The following is a 16,285-nucleotide window of genomic DNA, read 5'->3' as shown; positions in this document are numbered from 1 at the left end:
CACGCCTGTGCAGTGCACCGATACGACGTCACAACGCCGCATCTCGTTCCCGCGCGCGGGCCCGGATCACGCGTTCGGCCCAGCGCGCGGAAGATCACCAGACGGAGCGGCGTTGCGCGGCGGTGGTGAGGTCGCCGAGGACGCGGCGGAAGGTGCCGATGTCGGCTCCGGCGACCATGCGCTGGTTGCCGGAGTTGTAGATGGACACCCGGCCGCCTTCGACGTCGACGACCTGCACGGTGTGGTCGCCGCGGAACTCCTTGCGCTGCGCGTTCCACGCGGTGACACCGATCTGGCCCGCGCCGAGCTTGGTGCCGTCGAGCAGTTCGGTGGCCTTCCGGAAGCTCGTCACGTCGACGCCGCGGCTGCGCAATCCCTGTTCGATGGCGCGCGGGTCGGTGAGGCCTTTCTTCTCCACGTCGGCCATCACGGCGCGCATCTCGGCGAGGTCGATGTTGACCGGCTTCATCTTCACCGGCGGGTGCTCGGGCAGCACCGAGATCAGCGCGGGCACGGCGTCTTCGACGCGGACGCGTTCCAGGACGTAGCGGTCGCCGTGCATGACGGTCCGGACGGCGACCTGCCCGGATTGCGATACGGCGGCCCGCAGCTCGGTGCCTTTCTGCGCGGAGAATCGCAGGTCGTATTCGATGGCGGTGCTGGGGTAGACCGCGAGCAGGTCCCACACCTCGTCGCTGACCTGGTTCGCGCGATTGACCAGCCCCCGCTGGCGGCATCGCGCGTCCGCTGCTTCCAACTCGTTGTCCATGTCCTGGACGGGCGTCCCGTAATGGCTGTACTGGACGACCGGCGGTAACCGCTTCAGACCTGCCCAGCCCGCGAGGATGACGAATTCCAGGCGGTCGACATCAAGCTTCGACGGCACGGCGTGTACTCCCCCAGTTGTCGGTACTTCGCGAGCAGCAGACTAGCGAACGGCCCAGCACCGGAGGAGGGGTTTCCCCTATCGCACTATCCGTCCAGACCGGACAAACCCTTCCACGCCCCTCGGGAGCCGCGGCGCGACGCGTTGCGCTGCCAGCGGAACACCCCGTAGCCGGTCAGGCCCAGGACGAACCCGGCCACGCAGGTCCAGAACTCGAAGCCGCCGGGGGCGGTGACGGCGAACAGCACGAGGCCCGCGAGCCAGAGCCCCGTCCCCGCCAGCACGACCGGCGTGGGCTGGGCCAGCCTGCGTGGCAGCGCGGGCACGGTGCGTGGCGCCTCGGCGGTCGTCGTCGCTGGTGAGGCGGGGGTGCGTGCGCTGTCTTCGGCCACGTCGGGCAGGCTACCCCGGTAGTCGTCAGCAGGGTGAGGTAGTGATGGCGGACAGGAATCCGGACGATCCGCGCACCGGGTCGGACAGCGGCTCCGAGCAACCGGGGGAACGTTCCGGTAAACCCGACGCGCAGCCGGTTGCGGGATCGGATCGCGGTCTCGAAGATCCACGCATGGCGAGTGGGAACGAATCGGAACCGGTGGCCGCTCGCGGCGGAACCGGTGTGCTGGACCGGTACTTCAAGATCACCGAGCGTGGTTCGACGCTGAGCCGGGAACTGCGCGGCGGGCTCGTCACGTTCGTCACCGTCGCCTACATCATCGTGCTCAACCCGCTGATCCTCGGCAGCTACTCGGCGGACTCGCCGACGGCGAAGCGCGACGTGCTCGGGAACATCCTCACCGTGCCGCAGGTCGCGGCGAGCACCGCGCTCGTGGCGGGCGTCATGACACTGCTGTTCGGGCTCGTCGCGAACTACCCGTTCGCCATCGCCGCCGGGCTGGGCATCAACACGCTGCTGGCCGTCACCATCGCCCAGCAGGTGAGCTGGCCGGAGGCGATGGGCCTGGTCGTCGTCGACGGCATCATCATCCTGATCCTCGTCGCCACCGGGTTCCGCACCGCCGTGTTCAACGCCGTGCCGCCCGAGCTGAAAGCGGCCATCGCGGTCGGCATCGGCCTGTTCATCAGCTTCGTCGGCCTCGTCGACGCCGGGTTCGTGCGCCGGTTGCCGGACGCCGCGAACACCACCGTGCCCGTCGGGCTGGGCATCGACGGTTCCATCGCGTCCTGGCCCACCGCGGTGTTCGCGTTCGGCCTGGTGCTCACCTCGATCCTGGTGGCGCGGAAGGTGCGCGGCGGCATCCTGATCGCCATCGTGGTCAACACCCTGGTCGCGATCGCCGTGGAGGCCCTGGTGCACGCGGGACCCTCGGAGGGCACCGACCCGCAGGGCTGGAACCTCGGTTACCCGGCGCCGCCGGAGCAGATCTTCGGCTTCCCCGACCTGTCGCTCGTCGGCGACATCTCCTTCGGCGCGTGGACGCGGCTGCCCGCGCTGGCCGCGGCGATGCTGGTGTTCACGCTGGTCCTGGCGAACTTCTTCGACGCCATGGGCACCATGACCGGCCTCGGCAAGGAAGGCGGGCTCGCCGACCGCAAGGGCAACCTGCCCGGCATCGGCAAGGCGCTGGCCGTCGAAGGCGTCGGCGCCGTCGCGGGCGGTGTCGGCTCGGCGAGCTCCAACACGGTGTTCGTGGAATCGGCCTCCGGCATCGCGGAGGGCGCCCGCACCGGGCTCGCGAACGTGGTCACCGGACTGCTGTTCCTCGCCGCCATGTTCCTCACCCCGCTCTACAGCGTGATCCCCGTCGAAGCCGCCGCGCCCGCGCTGGTCGTGGTGGGCGCGATGATGCTGGCCCAGATCCGCGACATCGACCTGTCCGACTTCACCATCGCGCTGCCCGCGTTCCTGACGATCGTGGTCATGCCGTTCACCTACTCCATCGCGAACGGCATCGGAGTCGGCTTCATCAGCTACGTGCTGATCCAGTCGGCGACGGGGCGGGTGCGGTCCGTGCACCCGCTGATGTGGGTCGTGTCGGCCGCGTTCGTGCTGTACTTCGTCGCCGACCCGGTCTCCGCGCTGTTCTCCGGCTGACGATCGGGTACGAATCGGCCACCTCGGGTGATCGTCGGACGTCGGGTCCCCTAAGCTCCGCGCATCGCGCCCGACCATGGGTCGATCGTCCGATTTGTCGTCAAATAGTTTGGTAGACTAACGACGTGTCCGAGATCGCTGAACGTGAGCGCACGCTGGCCACTCGGCTGCGGATGGCCTCCGTCCGACTCAACCGCAGGTTGCGGGCGCAGAGCACCGACTCCGTCGTCACGCTCTCCCAGTTGTCCGCGCTGTCCTGCCTGCACAAGGCCGGAGCCATGACACCGGGTGTGCTCGCCGCGAAGGAAGGCGTGCAGCCGCCCTCGATGACCAGGGTCATCGCCGCCCTCGAAGGCCTCGGCCTGGTGGTGCGCACTCCGCACCCGACCGACGGGCGGCAGGCCGTCGTCGACCTCACCGACGCGGGCCGGGCCCGCATCGACGAGGAGATCTCCGCTCGGGAGCGCTGGCTCGACATCCAGCTCGCCGAGCTGACCAAGGAAGAACGCGCGGCGCTGAGCCGCGCCGCCGAGATCATGGAACGGATCTCGGAGCGCTAGAGGGGAGCTGAGCACGTCGGCGGTGCCAGGTGAATCGCTGCACCCGTCAGGGCACGACCCGGACGGTGCGAATCGCACATCCACCACCGGCGGGATCGCCGCTCCGCCAGGCCGGGAGGGCTCCGGAAGCGGCGGCATGTTCGGCTCGCTGCGGGTGCGCAACTACCGCTACTACGCCTCCGGCCAGGTCGTCTCGCTCACCGGCACCTGGATGCAGCGGGCCGCGCAGGACTGGCTGGTGCTGGAGCTCTCCGGCGGCAGCGCCGGCGCGCTCGGCGTGGCGGTGGCGCTGCAGTTCCTGCCGACGCTGCTGCTCACGCTGTGGGCGGGCACCGCGGCCGACCGGTTCGACAAGCGGCGCCTGCTGATCGCGACGCAGATCGCGCTGGGAGCCTGCGGGCTGCTGCTCGGCCTGCTCGACGTCTCCGGGGTCGTGCGGCTCTGGCACGTGTACGCGTTGTGCGCCGTGCTCGGCGCGTTCGCGGCGATCGACGCCCCGGTGCGCCAGTCGTTCGTGGTGGAGATGGTGGGGCCTTCGCAGCTCACCAATGCCGTCGCGCTGAACTCGATGACCTTCAACCTGGCGCGGATCGTGGGTCCCGCCATCGCGGGCGTGCTCATCACCGCCGTCGGCACCGGCTGGGTGTTCCTCGCCAACGGCATCAGCTCCGCCGCCGTGGTGGGCGGGCTGCTGCTGATGGACGTGGCGCTGCTGCACCGCCCGGACCGGGTGCCGAAGGAGCGCGGCCAGGTGCGCGCCGGGCTGCGCTACGTGCGGCGGCGGCCCGACCTGGTCGCGGTGATGGTGCTGGTGTTCTGCGTGGGCACCTTCGGCATGAACTTCGAGAGCACCTTCGCGGTCATCGCCCGCAACGTGTTCGGTCGCGACGCCGACGGCTACGGGCTGCTGATCACGATGCTCGCCGTCGGGACGCTGTCCGGCGCCACCCTCGCCGCTCGCCGCAGCGGCAAGGCTGGTTCGCGGCTGCGGCTGATGGTGCTCGGCGCCGCCGCGTTCGGGCTGCTGGAGGCGGTGGGCGCGCTGATGCCGGGCTACTGGTCGTTCGCGGTGATGCTGATCCCGGTCGGGGTGGCGGTGATGACGTTCACGACCAGCGCGAACTCGACCGTGCAGCTGGGTGTCGATCCGTCGATGCGCGGGCGCGTGATGGGCCTGTACATGCTGCTGTTCCTGGGCGGGAAACCGCTGGGCGGGCTGGCCTCGGGCTGGCTCGCGGAGGTGCTGGGCCCGCGGTCGCCGGTGCTGCTGGGCGGGCTCGCCTCGTTGCTGGCCGCGGTGGGCTGCGGACTGCTGCTGTGGCGGGCGCGGAGATCGGGGTTGCAGAGCCTGGGAGGTTAGGCTAACCTAATACATGTCCGCTTCGTGGTGGGAGCGGCAGTCAGTTCGGGAACAGAGCGAACCCCGCTTCCTCCGGGAGGCGGGGTTCGCTCGCGTTCGGACCCGCGTCCGCCGGAGCACTACGCGCGGTGCTCCGGCACCACCCCGGACAGCACTTCGGGGCCTTCCCGCAGGAAGGCCCCGAAGTGTCGAGCGTCCGCGATCGCGCCGGTCGTCCGGCGCGGCGGGATCAAGCGGTGGGCAGACGCAGGCCGTTGTACCCCGCGCGAGCGTCGGCGAAGCGCTTGCCGACCTCGTCCCAGTTCACGACGTTCCACAGCTGCTTGACGTAGTCCGCCTTCACGTTCTTGTACTGCAGGTAGTACGCGTGCTCCCAGATGTCGAACACCAGCAGCGGCGTCGTGGCGATCGACAGGTTCGAGTGGTGGTCGCGCAGCTGCTGCGTGATCAACCGCTGACCCACCGGGTCCCACGCCAGCACGCCCCAGCCGTTGCCCTGGATCGTGGTCGACACCGCCTCCATCTGAGCGCGGAACTTGTCGAACGAACCGAAGTCCTGATCGATCGCCGCCGCCAGCTCACCGGTCGGCTTGTCGCCCCCGTTCGGCGAGAGGATCTTCCACCACACCAAGTGCAGCGAGTGCCCCGCCAGGTTGAACGCCAGAGTCGTCTCCAACCCCACGATCGACCCGAAGTCGCCCTTGTCCCGCGCCTCCGCGATCTTCTCGATCGTGTCGTTGGCGCCCTTCACGTAAGTCGCGTGGTGCTTGCTGTGGTGCAGCTCGTTGATCTCACCCGAGATCGCGGGCTCCAGCGCCGCGTAGTCGTAATCCAACTCGGGCAGCACGTACTGAGCCATTGAGCGTCTCCCTGTGCGCGTATCGCTGACAGTCCCTAGCAATGGCAATCTAGTAGCAACTGTCCGGCCGCCGCAGTCCGGGCGGGGTTGATCTCAGTCACCGGGACCTCAGGCCCGCGCACAGGGGTTTCCGCGCCTCACTCCACGGGCCAGCCGTGCACCGGTTCGCCGGAGTCGGTGAGCTCCACGTAGCGCCGCAGCATCCCGGTCAGCGCCGCCCGCCGGTCGTGGCCGCGCTGCTCCAGCCGCGCCACCACGTCCCGCTGCCACGACGAGCCGGTCTGCTTGCGCAGGCAGCGCGCTTCGATGATGCCGAGCGTGCGTTCCCGCGCGGCATCGGACACCCCGCACAGCCGCAGGCCCTCGTGCGCCATCGGCAGCAGGCGGCGCAGGACCAGCTCATCGGGGGTGATCCAGCCCGCCCCCGGCCAGTACAGGTGCGAGTCCATGCCGTGCCGGGCACCGGTGTAGAAGTTCTCCTCCGCCGCGGCGAACGACATTTGAGTCCACACTGGACGGTCCTGTTCGGTCAGCGCGCGCTGCACGCCGTAGAAGAACGCGGCGTTCGCCATCACGTCCGGCACGCTCGGTCCCGACGGGAGCACCCGGTTCTCCACCCGCAGGTGCGGAACGCCGTCCACCAGGTCGTACACCGGGCGGTTCCACCGCCAGATGGTGCCGTTGTGCAGCCGCAGCTCCGCCAGCGTCGGTGCCCGCCCGGCCTGCAGCGCGGCCACCGGGTCCTCCTCCTCGGGTTCCGGCAGCAGGGCGGGGAAGTAGCGGACGTTCTCCTCGAACAGGTCGAAGATCGAGGTGATCCAGCGTTCCCCGAACCACACCCGCGGGCGCACGCCCTGGTTCTTGAGCTCCTGCGGCCGGGTGTCGGTGGCCTGCTGGAACAACGGCACCCGCGTCTCGTGCCAGAGCGCTTTGCCGAGCAGGAACGGGGAGTTCGCGCCGATCGCCAGCTGCACGCCGGCCAGGCATTGCGCGGCGTTCCAGTGCGCGGCGAAGTCCTCGGGCGCCACTTGCAGGTGTAGTTGCACTGATGTGCACGCGGATTCGGGAACGATGGAGTCCGCGTAGCACCGGAGCTGTTCCGGGCCGCCGTCGCCGAGCGGGGCGCCCTCCATGTCCAGCAGCATCTCCTCGCCCTTGGCGGTGAAGATCTGCTCGTTGAGCTGCGAGTACCGCGGGTTGTGCGAGAGCCAGGCCGGGTCGAAGTGCCCGCGCTGCAAGGTGGGCAGCGTGCCGATCAGCACCAGCTTCGCGTTCGCGTCCTGCGCCTTGCCGTCCGCGCGCAGCAACGCCTTGCGCAGCTCGCGCTCCAGCTCCAGCGCGCCGTCCCCGGCGAGCGCGCGGGGCAGCACGTTGAGCTCGATGTTGTGCTGGCCCAACTCGGTGGTGAAGGAGGGATCGTTGATCTTCTCCAGCACCACCGAGTTCGACATCGACGGCTCCATCCGCTCGTCGACGAGGCTCAGCTCCATTTCCAGCCCCATCTGCTGGTGCGGGAAGGAGAAGTTGCCCTCGGCGAGCATCCGGGCCAACGCGTCGAGACCGCGCTGCATCTTGTCTCGATAGCGTTGCCGGTCCACAGGAGTGAAAGCCCGACTGGTCACGTGCTTTCCCATGCCGTCTCCCCGCTCGGTCGGCCAGCACGCCGGCTAGGTGGACACCAACCGTGACACATCGGTACCCGGCGGACCAGCGTCCAAAACGGTGTTCGAGCGGGCACTCGAATACCGCATTTGACCAGCGGGAAAAGTGACTTTCCGGACCTCAGCCGGAGGCCGTGGTGAGCCGTTCCAGCTCCGCTCCGGTCAGCTCCAGCTCGGCCGCTACCAGCAGCGCCGCGAGCTGATCGGTGTTGCGGGCGCTGGCGATCGGGGCCGCGACCGACGGGCGGGCGCGCAACCAGGCCAGCGCCACCGATGCCTCCGGCACTCCACGCAGCGTTGCGATCTCCTCCAATGCGGTGAGGATCTTGACCCCCCGCTCGTCCAGGTAACTACGCGCGGCATCCGCGCGCGGGCTGTCGGAGAACGTGTCGCCCGGCCGGTACTTGCCGGTGAGGAATCCCCGCGCCAGCGCGAAGTACGGCAGCACCGGCAGCTTCTCCCGCGCCACCAGCTCGGCCAGGTCGGTTTCGTACCCGGCGCGCTCGACGAGGTTGTAGTGCGGCTGCACCGCCCGGTAGCGGGCGAGGCCCTCGCGGTCGGAGGTCGCCAGCGCCGACGCGAGCCGGTCGCCGGTGAAGTTGGAGGCCGCGAGGTGGCGCACCTTGCCTTCGCGCACCAACCCGTCGAACGCCGCCAGCGCCTCGGCCTGCGGCACCGACTCGTCGTCCTCGTGCGCGTAGTACAGGTCGATGTGGTCGACGCCGAGGCGGCGCAGCGAATCCTCGGCTGCGGCGCGGATGTTGCCGGGGGACAGGCCGCGGCGACCCGGCAGCTTCGCGACCTTGGTGGCGATGACGACCTGGTCGCGGTTGCCGCGAGCCCGCAGCCACTCGCCGATGATCGTCTCGGACTCGCCGCCGGAATTGCCGGGAGCGGAGGCCATGTAGAGGTCGGCGGTGTCGATGAAGTTGCCGCCCGCGGCGACGTACGCGTCAAGCACGGCGAACGAGTCGTCGCGGTCGGCGGTCCAGCCGAAGACGTTGCCGCCCAGGCAGATCGGGTGGACGTCGAGGTCGGTGGTGCCCAGTGGGGCCATGGAAACCCTGCCTTCGGTCGTCGTGTCCTCGCCGGGAGCGCCCGGCGCTCACCCGGCCCGGAGCTCGCCGGGGCGGGGTGCGGCGTGCGGTCGGAGTTCAGCGGCGCGAGCCGCCCGGTCCCGAGCCGGGCGTGAACGCGACTCCGAGCCGCACGATATTTCCTCGTCCGCGCGCGTCGTCCACCTGAGTGCGGTGCACGACGCGCGCGGAGCGGACGAGGAGGTCAGCGACCGGAACCGGTCCGGCCGGGCTCCGCGGGGGCCTCGACCGGAGTGCTCCGGCGCACCTCGGCGGAGCTGGCGACGACCTCCGGGCGCTTCAGCCCGCGCCGCCCCAGCGTCAGGAACATGACGGTCGCGGCCACCACGACGCCGAACATCACCATCGTCATCGGCACCGCGGACCCGGTGCCGCCCAGCCCGACCAGCGGAGCGGCCAGCGCGCCGACGATGAACTGGCACACGCCCAGCAGCGCCGAAGCGCTCCCGGAGACCTCGCGGTTGTCGGCCAGCGCCAGCATCGTCGTGTTCGGCATGACGAAGCCCAGCGCCGAGACCATCACGAACAGCGGTCCCAGCAGGAACGGCAGCGGCAGGTTCAGCAGCGCCGCCGTCAGCAGCACCGCGCCCGCCACCGAGGAGGTCAGCAGCGCGCCGACCAGCAGCTGGGCCTCCGAGGCCACCCGGCCGACCAGCCGCGCGTTGATCTGCCCGGCCAGCACCAGGCCGATCGCGTTCGCCCCGAACGCGATGCTGTAGGTCTGCGGCGACATCGCGTAGATGTTCTGCAGCACGAACGACGAACCGGAGATGTAGGCGAACATCGCCGCCATGCCCAGGCCGCCGGTCAGCGCGTTGCCCAGGAACGACGGCGCCGACAGCAGCGCGCCGAACGTCCGGAACGTGCTGCCCAGGTGCGCGGGCTGGCGCCACTGCTTCGGCTTCGTCTCCGGCAGCAGGAACGCCGCCACCAGCAGCAGCACCGTGCCGAACGCGGTCAGCACGACGAACACGCCGCGCCAAGTGGTGTGCGCCAGGACCTGCCCGCCCACGACCGGCGCCAAGATCGGCGCCAGCCCGGTCACCAGCATCAGCGACGAGAAGAACCGGGCGGCCTCCACGCCGGAGTACAGGTCGCGGACCGCCGCGCGGGCGATCACCATGCCCGCCGCGGCCCCCGCGCCCTGCAGCAGGCGCAGGCCCGCCAGCGCGTAGATCGACCCGGACAGCGCGCACAGCACCGACGCGACGATGTACACGGTGAGCCCGACCAGCAGCGGGCGCCGCCTGCCGACGGAGTCGCTGATCGGCCCGGCGAGCAGCTGGCCCAGCGCGAGGCCCAGCAGGACCGCCGTCAGCGTCAGCTGCGCCTGCGACTCGGTGGCCCCCAGCTCCGTGGTCAGCTGCGGCAGCGCGGGCAGGTACATGTCGATGGACAGCGGCCCGAAAGCCGTCATCCCACCGAGGATGAGGGCGAATTTGGTCTTGCTCCCCAACCTGCGTTGGGCCCCATCGATCGTGGTGTCCTCGGGGGTGGACATGGGTCTCCTCATCGGGTTGCCGCCGGACGTGCTCCTGTCCGGCGGAATCGGTGTGAGTGCGGTCGGTGGTGCCCCCCTGGCACGCCACCCGCGGACCGCCTCAGCGCGTCGCGACCGCCGCTCGCGGGCGGACCGCGCGAACCGGGCGCCTCGGAATTCCGGCGTCCAGGCTCTGGTCGTCCGAGTCCCTGGAGCGCGGTGGGCGACGACGACAGTTTGCTCTCTGCAACTAACAACCCAGGAGTCCCCGTTATGCCCAGCGCGCACACCCGGTCGTTGTGAGGTCGATCATCACGGGCGCCGCGGGCCCGGCAAGATCGCGACACCGTTCCGGCCGGGGCGATGCGGAATGCGAAAATGCACGCGTGGCACGCGTGCACGAGGTGACCGACGTCGGCGACCCGAGGGTCGACGACTTCCGGGATCTCGCCACCGCCGACCGCCGCCCGGACCGCCCCGGCGGTCGCGGCCTGGTCATCGCCGAAGGCACCGTGGTCGTCGAACGGCTGCTCGACTCCCCGTACCCGGTGCGCGCGCTGCTCGGCGTCCGCAAGCGCCTCGACGCGCTCGCCGACCGGCTCGCCGGCGTCGACGTGCCCGCGTACGAGGTGTCCGCGGACGTGATGAGCCAGATCGTCGGCTTCCACCTCAACCGGGGTGTGCTCGCCGTCGCCGACCGCGCGCACACCGTCGACGCGGACGAGCTGATCAGCGGCTCCCGCAGGCTCGCGGTGCTGGAAGGGGTCGGCGACCACGAGAACCTGGGCGCGCTGTTCCGCAACGCCGCCGCGCTCGGCATCGACGGGATCCTGCTCGGCGGGGGCTGCGCGGACCCGCTGTACCGGCGCAGCATCCGGGTGTCCATGGGCCACGTGCTGCGCGTCCCGTTCGCGCACCTCGACGCTTGGCCCGACGGGCTGCGGACGCTCACCGCGCACGGCTACCGGATCGCCGCGCTGACCCCGCGCGCCACGGCCTCCTCGCTGCGGGACGCCGGGCTCGACCGAGGGCGCGTCGCGGTGCTGCTCGGCTCGGAAGGGCCCGGCCTGGCGGAGGACACCATCTCCGCCGCGGACCTGCCGGTGCGCATCCCGATGAACCCCGAAGTGGACTCGCTCAACGTCGCCACCGCCGGTGCGATCGTGTTCCACGCGATGAGCGGAGCACGATGACCCGAGCAGCGCAGCGCTCGCGGTGGGAACTGCGGGTGCGTCGAGGACGCGCCGTGCTCGTCAACCGCGCCGACCCCGCCGACCAGGAACGGCGAGCCGTCCACGAGTACGACCCGGCGCGGCTCGCGCTGCCCTCGACGCTGGTCGAGGACCTGCACGAGTGGGCGCACGTGGTGCACACGGTGCCGCCGGACCAGGACATCTCCGGGGAGACCTCCGCGGTCCTGATGTCGCGCCGCGGCCGTCAGCTCGCGGCGCGGCTCGCCGCCGAGACGGGCGGCGAGGTCGGCTACTGGGACCCTTCCCGCGGCCGGATGAGCCGGGTCCGCCGGGCCTCGCCCGCGGACGGGCCTCCGGAACCGGCGCCGTGGGCCACCGGGATCACGATCAGCGTGGTGATCGCCGCGATCGTGACGGTTTCGCTGGTGGTGGTGAGCCGCGGCCTGGCCGAGGTGAGCCTGGTGCTGGCGTTGCTGGTCAACGCGGTGGTGGTCGGCGGATTCGCCCCGTCGATCTGGCTGGGCAGGCGAGTTCCCGTCTGGCGCTGGGTCGCGTTCGGCGTGGCAGGCGGAGTCGCCCTCGCCTGGCTGGCGTTGTTGCTCTCGCTGCTCGGCTGATCGAGATCGGATCTTCGACTCGGCTTGCTAGGTGGGTCGGGTGGCGGAACCTCACCGGTTTCCTCGCTGCGGGATCTTTTTCCCTGGTGGCTCCGCCACGAAGGAAAAAGCTGTCCTCGCGAGGAAACCGCTGCGAACCCGCCGGTGGTCGACCTGCGCAGGTGGTCGATGCTCAGCGGCTTCGCCGCCGACAGGACACGGATCAAGAACGCTGCTCGGCTGGAACGACGAGACCAAGGGCAGGCTCCCGGGCCGGGAGGCCCTGACGGCTCACCGCAGCGGGATGTCCCGGCCGTGCTGATCGGCTGGGCGCGGGCCGAACCAGCGGCGTTCGTCCGCGCTGATGCGGACGTCGTTGATGCTGGCTTCGCGGCGGTGCATCAGGCCCGTGTCGGTGAACTCCCACAGCTCGTTGCCGTAGCTGCGCCACCACTGGCCGTCGTGATCGCGGCACTCGTACTGGAACCGGACCGCGATGCGATCGCCGCGGAAGCTCCACAGGCTCTTGCGCAGCGCGTAGTCCAGCTCGCGCTCCCACTTGGCGGTGAGGAACGCGACGATCTCCTCGCGGCCGGTGACGAAGGTGTCCCGGTTCCGCCAGGCGGAGTCGGCCGTGTACGCGAGGCTGACCCGGTGCGGATCGCGGGTGTTCCAGGCGTCCTCCGCGGCCTGGACCTTCCGCAGCGCCGCCTCCTCGTCGAAGGGCGGGAACGGCGGGCGAGGTTCGGACAAGGCGATCTCCTCCAGGTCGTCGCGCCGGTCGAGCATTCGCGGCGCACGCGAAAGGCCCCTTCGGACGGCACGCCGCCGGTGAAGGGGCCTTTCACACGTGCGTCGAGGTCAGCGGTGGGAGCGCACTCCCAGCAGGACGTCCTCCCAGGACGGGACCATCGGGTGGTTCTTGCGCCGCCGTGCCGGTTCGGTCTTGCGCGCGGCCTCGTCCTCCACCGCTTCCAGGTCGTCCTCACCGGCCTGCTCGGCCAGCGGCGCCGACTGCGACTGCTCCGGCTCCGGTTCGGGCGCGGCGGGGGTCGGTTCCAGGTCCAAGGACGGGATCACCGGGCTCGCCTGCTTCGGCGGCGCGGGCGGAGGCGGGGTGGTGGCCTCGTCCTCGACCGCGTCCTCCTCGGACTCGTCCAGTTCCAGGGCCTCGCGGGCCAGCGCCGTCACCGGCCGGACCGTCCGCAGCGGGCGGTTCGGCGACGGGTCCAGCAGGTCCACCGCGTGGTCGTCGAGCGGAGCGACGGTGCCGCCGTGCGCACCCGGGTGGAACACCCAGTGCGCGTGGTTCTCGGAACGACCGGCCTGCCAGTGCAGCCGGACGACCCACTTGCCGTCCTCGCCGCGCCACGCGTCCCAGTTCGCGTCGGTGAAGTCGTGCCCGCGCATCCCGAAGGTGTGCGCGACTACCTCGCCGAGGGTCTGCACGTCGGGACCGTCCTCGCGGACGGGGTGGGCGCGCTGCGAGCGCTCGGCGATCTGCGCGCGCTCGAGCAGCACCGGGTAGGCGTAGCGCTCCACCCGCTGCTCGGGGATTCCGGCGGCGGTGGCGACGTCCTCGACCGAGGCGCCCGCGCGCACCCGGGCCTGGATCTCGCGGGGGCGCATCTGCGCCTCCATCTCGATCTGCACCTGGCCGAGACGGGTCAGGTCACCGCGCGCGGCGGCACGTAGCCGTTCGTCGGCGGGCACCGAAAAACGGTCGCCGTTCTCGGGGTCCTCGCAGATGACGGTCTCACCGTCCTCATCAAGCCCGACAACCCGCAGCGCGCGCATACGCCAGCCTCCCCGGTCGTTGTCACCAAGCTGTGACCGTAACCCGGCGTGCCCTCTTGACGGAGGAGCCACGCCGGGTTCGGTGTCGCTTCGTGACCATCCTCTCCCTACCCGATCTTGCCTGAATAGCGGTCGACATGCGAACACTTGGCGAAATCCGACCACTATTCCGATCACAGCAAGTGATCAACAGCCAGTTCGGGTGACACGGATGTGTCGGTCGCCATGGTGAGGGGGCGACCTCGTGAGACAGGCGCGCCGCGCTCAGGAAAGCTGCGAGACCACCCAGTCGATGGACTTCGTCAGCGCCGTGACGTCGTCCGGCTCGATCGCGGGGAAGGTGCCGACCCGCAGCTGGTTGCGGCCCAGCTTGCGGTACGGCTCGGTGTCCACGATGCCGTTCGCGCGCAGCGCCTTGGCGATCGCGGCGGCGTCGATCGAGTCGTCGAAGTCGAGCGTGACCACGACCTGCGAGCGCTTCGCCGGGTCCTGCACGAACGGCGTGGCGTAGCTGGAGGCCTCCGCCCACTGGTACAGCCGCTGCGAGGACTCGCGGGTCCGCGCCGAGCACCAGTCCAGGCCGCCCTGGGAGTTCATCCAGTCGATCTGGTCGGCGAGCAGGAACAGCGTCGCCACCGAGGGCGTGTTGTAGGTCTGGTCCTTGCGGGAGTTGTCCAGCGCGGTCGGCAGCGACAGGAACTCCGGGACCCAGCGGTCCGAGGCGCCGATCTCGCCGATCCGCTCGATGGCGGCCGGGCTCATCGCGGCCAGCCACAGCCCGCCGTCGGAGGCGAAGGACTTCTGCGGCGCGAAGTAGTAGACGTCCACGTCGGCGGCGTTGAACGGCAGCCCGCCCGCGCCCGAGGTCGCGTCGACCGCGATCAGCGCCTGCTCCGAGCCCGCGGGGCGGGTCGGCGGCACCATCACGCCAGTGGAGGTCTCGTTGTGCGCCCAGCCGATCAGGTCGACGCTCGGGTCGGAGACCGGAGCCGGGGCGTCACCGGGGTCGGCGGACACGACGATCGGGTCGGCCAGGAACGGCGCGCCCTTGGTGGCCTTGGCGAACTTCTGGGAGAACTCGCCGTAGGTCAGGTGCAGCGACTTCTCCCGCACCAGGCCGAACGTCGCGGCGTCCCAGAACGCGGTGGTGCCGCCGACGCCGAGCACGACCTCGTAGCCCTCGGGCAGCGAGAACAGCTGGCCCAAGCCTTCGCGGACCCGCCCGACCAGCGCCTTGACCGGCTTCTGCCGGTGCGAGGTGCCCATCACGGCGGCGCCGTCGGAGGCGAGCCGGGCGAGCTGCTCGTCGCGGACCTTCGACGGGCCGCAGCCGAAGCGGCCGTCGGACGGGCTGAGCTCGCTGGGCAGCTTCAAGGTGGTCGGGTCGGTTTCGGCCTGCGTCATTCCGGCGCCTCCGGGTGTTGTCGAGTCGGCTTGTCGCACGGGTGCCCCGTTTACGGGGAACGCCTGCGTGGGGACGATGGGGTTCGGCGGACCCCCGGTCGCCTCGGTGACCGGCGCCGTTGCCGGTTCAGGGCTCGGTGCGTGTTGCGGCTACGGGTCGGAAAGGTGAATTTCCGGGTGCGCCGCAGGTGCCTGAGCCGCTTGGCAACTTACTGCGCGGGAGGCGCTTTGGCCAGCAACCGGACCTTCAGGTGATCGAACCTAGGCCGTGTGACCAGGCACTTCAGGCATCGGTACGGCCGGGTGCGCCGCAGCACTTCTTGTACTTGCGCTCCGATCCGCACCAGCACGGCGCGTTGCGCTCCGGTGGCCAGCTGCGCCATTCGCCGCGCAGCAGCAGATCGGTCCGGTACTGCTCCAGGGAGCCCGCGTCGCCGTTGGGCAGGTCGACCTCGGCGCAGAACGCGGCGTAGCCGTCGGCGGAGCCCGTCACGACGGTCGTGCGCTTGCCGTCGCGGTCGGCGAGCAGCATCTCGCGCTGCAGCTCCAGCCGGTGCGCGCCGTGGTCCCGGTCGAGGGGCAGCTCCGGTTCGCGGCGGCGGAGTTCGGCGAGGTCGCCCGCCGGCCAGTGCAGCACGACCACGTCGTGCCGGTTCGCCACCTCCTCGGAGAACGCCTCGGAGAGGCCCCGGTCGAAAGCCGCGTCGGAGATCATGTCCAGCGCGCGGTCGAGGTCGTCCGGCTGCTCGCCGAGGTCGGTGCGGATCTCGCGCCGCACACGCAGCAGCTCCACGCCCTTGTCGTCGACGGTGAACTCGGAATCGGGATCGGCCGCGTCCGGGATCAGGCGGCCGATGCCGACGTCGAGCCAGCGCAACGCCGCCGCCGTGTTTCCGGCGTGCTGGTAGGCGGCGGAGGCGGCGATGTAGGTGTGCTCGCGGGCGTCGAGGTCGCCCATGAGCTCGTCGAGCAGCTCGTCCGCCGCGGTGCGTTCCCCGCGCCGCATGAGCATCTCGGCGTAGGTGGCGCGCGGGTCGAACAGCGACTCGCCGGTGTCGGCGTCGATCGCGGCCAGCAGCGCGGCGCGTTCCCGTTCCGGTTCGTGCGCGTTGCGCCAGTAGCTCGCGGCTTCGACCAGGTCGTCGGTGCGTTCACCGCTGTGCTCGGCGTCCGCTTCGAGTTCCTCGGCCCGCGCGATGGCGGCCTCGCGGCTGCTGTCCCCGCTCATGCCGCCACTGTACCGAGATCGACACCCGCGGTGACGAGGCGTCGACGTTGCGTCACGACTCGTTCCCGTCGGGCGCGGCTCGGGCGCGAACAGGCTCGTGCGGAGATCGAA

Annotated in this window: 15 protein-coding genes; 5 read left to right on the top strand and 10 right to left on the bottom strand. The window is 70.6% G+C overall.

Annotation, left to right across the window (positions count from 1 at the left end; all coding sequences use genetic code 11):
* Window positions 1–94: 94 nt before the first annotated feature.
* Together OOZ19_RS23495 and OOZ19_RS23490 are read right to left on the bottom strand one after the other, a co-directional pair.
* Window positions 95–886: an ESX secretion-associated protein EspG gene (locus OOZ19_RS23495; protein WP_266092319.1), complete on the bottom strand. Its 792-nt coding sequence runs from the start codon at window positions 884–886 to the stop codon at window positions 95–97.
* 86 nt (window positions 887–972) lie between these two features.
* Window positions 973–1,278: a DUF2530 domain-containing protein gene (locus OOZ19_RS23490; RefSeq protein ID WP_323055173.1), complete on the bottom strand. Its 306-nt coding sequence runs from the start codon at window positions 1,276–1,278 to the stop codon at window positions 973–975.
* Between the two features lie 173 nt (window positions 1,279–1,451).
* On the opposite strand from OOZ19_RS23490, the gene OOZ19_RS23485 reads away from it, so the two are divergent.
* The 3 genes from OOZ19_RS23485 to OOZ19_RS23475 all read left to right on the top strand — a co-directional run bounded on the left by OOZ19_RS23485 (window position 1,452) and on the right by OOZ19_RS23475 (window position 4,859).
* The gene (locus tag OOZ19_RS23485; protein ID WP_266092318.1) at window positions 1,452–2,939 is read left to right on the top strand and encodes an NCS2 family permease; all 1,488 of its coding nucleotides are present in this window, start codon (window positions 1,452–1,454) and stop codon (window positions 2,937–2,939) included.
* A 173-nt stretch (window positions 2,940–3,112) separates the two neighbouring features.
* Window positions 3,113–3,499 carry a MarR family winged helix-turn-helix transcriptional regulator gene (locus OOZ19_RS23480; RefSeq protein WP_266092335.1) on the top strand — a complete coding sequence of 129 codons (387 nt, stop codon included), beginning with the start codon at window positions 3,113–3,115 and terminating at the stop codon, window positions 3,497–3,499.
* Window positions 3,500–3,635: 136 nt separating this feature from the next.
* Window positions 3,636–4,859 (top strand): MFS transporter, encoded by a 1,224-nt coding sequence (locus OOZ19_RS23475; RefSeq protein WP_266092317.1) that lies wholly within the window; start codon window positions 3,636–3,638, stop codon window positions 4,857–4,859.
* 229 nt (window positions 4,860–5,088) lie between these two features.
* Here the strand turns inward: OOZ19_RS23475 and OOZ19_RS23470 are convergent, their stop codons facing one another.
* The 4 genes from OOZ19_RS23470 to OOZ19_RS23455 form a co-directional block, all read right to left on the bottom strand.
* Window positions 5,089–5,718: a superoxide dismutase gene (locus OOZ19_RS23470; protein ID WP_266092316.1), complete on the bottom strand. Its 630-nt coding sequence runs from the start codon at window positions 5,716–5,718 to the stop codon at window positions 5,089–5,091.
* Window positions 5,719–5,855: 137 nt separating this feature from the next.
* Window positions 5,856–7,352: a glutamate-cysteine ligase family protein gene (locus OOZ19_RS23465; protein ID WP_266092315.1), complete on the bottom strand. Its 1,497-nt coding sequence runs from the start codon at window positions 7,350–7,352 to the stop codon at window positions 5,856–5,858.
* 148 nt (window positions 7,353–7,500) lie between these two features.
* The gene (locus OOZ19_RS23460; protein ID WP_266092314.1) at window positions 7,501–8,436 is read right to left on the bottom strand and encodes an aldo/keto reductase; all 936 of its coding nucleotides are present in this window, start codon (window positions 8,434–8,436) and stop codon (window positions 7,501–7,503) included.
* Window positions 8,437–8,660: 224 nt separating this feature from the next.
* Window positions 8,661–9,977: a multidrug effflux MFS transporter gene (locus tag OOZ19_RS23455; RefSeq protein ID WP_266092313.1), complete on the bottom strand. Its 1,317-nt coding sequence runs from the start codon at window positions 9,975–9,977 to the stop codon at window positions 8,661–8,663.
* A 365-nt stretch (window positions 9,978–10,342) separates the two neighbouring features.
* On the opposite strand from OOZ19_RS23455, the gene OOZ19_RS23450 reads away from it, so the two are divergent.
* On the top strand, window positions 10,343–11,149 hold the full coding sequence (locus tag OOZ19_RS23450; protein ID WP_266092312.1) for a TrmH family RNA methyltransferase: 807 nt from the start codon (window positions 10,343–10,345) through the stop codon (window positions 11,147–11,149).
* Entirely contained in the window at window positions 11,146–11,766 is a 621-nt protein-coding gene (locus OOZ19_RS23445) for a DUF2537 domain-containing protein (RefSeq protein ID WP_266092311.1), read from the top strand. Before OOZ19_RS23450 ends, OOZ19_RS23445 begins: the two co-directional genes overlap by 4 nt.
* A 270-nt stretch (window positions 11,767–12,036) precedes the next feature.
* Here the strand turns inward: OOZ19_RS23445 and OOZ19_RS23440 are convergent, their stop codons facing one another.
* The 4 genes from OOZ19_RS23440 to OOZ19_RS23425 all read right to left on the bottom strand — a co-directional run bounded on the left by OOZ19_RS23440 (window position 12,037) and on the right by OOZ19_RS23425 (window position 16,174).
* Complete coding sequence (locus tag OOZ19_RS23440; RefSeq protein WP_266092310.1) at window positions 12,037–12,534, bottom strand: nuclear transport factor 2 family protein; 498 nt, start codon at window positions 12,532–12,534, stop codon at window positions 12,037–12,039.
* Window positions 12,535–12,606: 72 nt separating this feature from the next.
* On the bottom strand, window positions 12,607–13,542 hold the full coding sequence (gene sepH / locus OOZ19_RS23435) for a septation protein SepH (protein WP_266092309.1): 936 nt from the start codon (window positions 13,540–13,542) through the stop codon (window positions 12,607–12,609).
* Between the two features lie 264 nt (window positions 13,543–13,806).
* Window positions 13,807–14,946 (bottom strand): phosphoserine transaminase, encoded by a 1,140-nt coding sequence (serC, locus tag OOZ19_RS23430; protein WP_266092308.1) that lies wholly within the window; start codon window positions 14,944–14,946, stop codon window positions 13,807–13,809.
* A 283-nt stretch (window positions 14,947–15,229) separates the two neighbouring features.
* Window positions 15,230–16,174: an SEC-C domain-containing protein gene (locus OOZ19_RS23425; RefSeq protein WP_266092307.1), complete on the bottom strand. Its 945-nt coding sequence runs from the start codon at window positions 16,172–16,174 to the stop codon at window positions 15,230–15,232.
* Window positions 16,175–16,285 lie beyond the last annotated feature (111 nt).

Origin of the sequence: Saccharopolyspora sp. NFXS83, from assembly GCF_026241095.1 — a bacterium.
In the GTDB taxonomy this organism is placed as follows: Bacteria; Actinomycetota; Actinomycetes; order Mycobacteriales; family Pseudonocardiaceae; genus Saccharopolyspora_C.
The sequence above is the reverse complement of the archived record's forward strand: the minus strand, read 5'-3'. Positions and strand labels throughout refer to the sequence as shown.

Bases quoted from the DNA above. Each gene is read 5' to 3' on its own strand.
- OOZ19_RS23460 (WP_266092314.1), bottom strand. From the start codon at position 8,436: ATGGCCCCACTGGGCACCACCGACCTCGACGTCCACCCGATCTGCCTG.
- OOZ19_RS23480 (WP_266092335.1), top strand. From the start codon at position 3,113: ATGGCCTCCGTCCGACTCAACCGCAGGTTGCGGGCGCAGAGCACCGAC.
- OOZ19_RS23440 (WP_266092310.1), bottom strand. From the start codon at position 12,534: ATGCTCGACCGGCGCGACGACCTGGAGGAGATCGCCTTGTCCGAACCT.
- OOZ19_RS23445 (WP_266092311.1), top strand. From the start codon at position 11,146: ATGACCCGAGCAGCGCAGCGCTCGCGGTGGGAACTGCGGGTGCGTCGA.
- OOZ19_RS23485 (WP_266092318.1), top strand. From the start codon at position 1,452: ATGGCGAGTGGGAACGAATCGGAACCGGTGGCCGCTCGCGGCGGAACC.
- OOZ19_RS23470 (WP_266092316.1), bottom strand. From the start codon at position 5,718: ATGGCTCAGTACGTGCTGCCCGAGTTGGATTACGACTACGCGGCGCTG.
- OOZ19_RS23465 (WP_266092315.1), bottom strand. From the start codon at position 7,352: ATGGGAAAGCACGTGACCAGTCGGGCTTTCACTCCTGTGGACCGGCAA.
- serC (WP_266092308.1), bottom strand. From the start codon at position 14,946: ATGACGCAGGCCGAAACCGACCCGACCACCTTGAAGCTGCCCAGCGAG.
- OOZ19_RS23455 (WP_266092313.1), bottom strand. From the start codon at position 9,977: ATGTCCACCCCCGAGGACACCACGATCGATGGGGCCCAACGCAGGTTG.
- sepH (WP_266092309.1), bottom strand. From the start codon at position 13,542: ATGCGCGCGCTGCGGGTTGTCGGGCTTGATGAGGACGGTGAGACCGTC.
- OOZ19_RS23425 (WP_266092307.1), bottom strand. From the start codon at position 16,174: ATGAGCGGGGACAGCAGCCGCGAGGCCGCCATCGCGCGGGCCGAGGAA.
- OOZ19_RS23475 (WP_266092317.1), top strand. From the start codon at position 3,636: ATGTTCGGCTCGCTGCGGGTGCGCAACTACCGCTACTACGCCTCCGGC.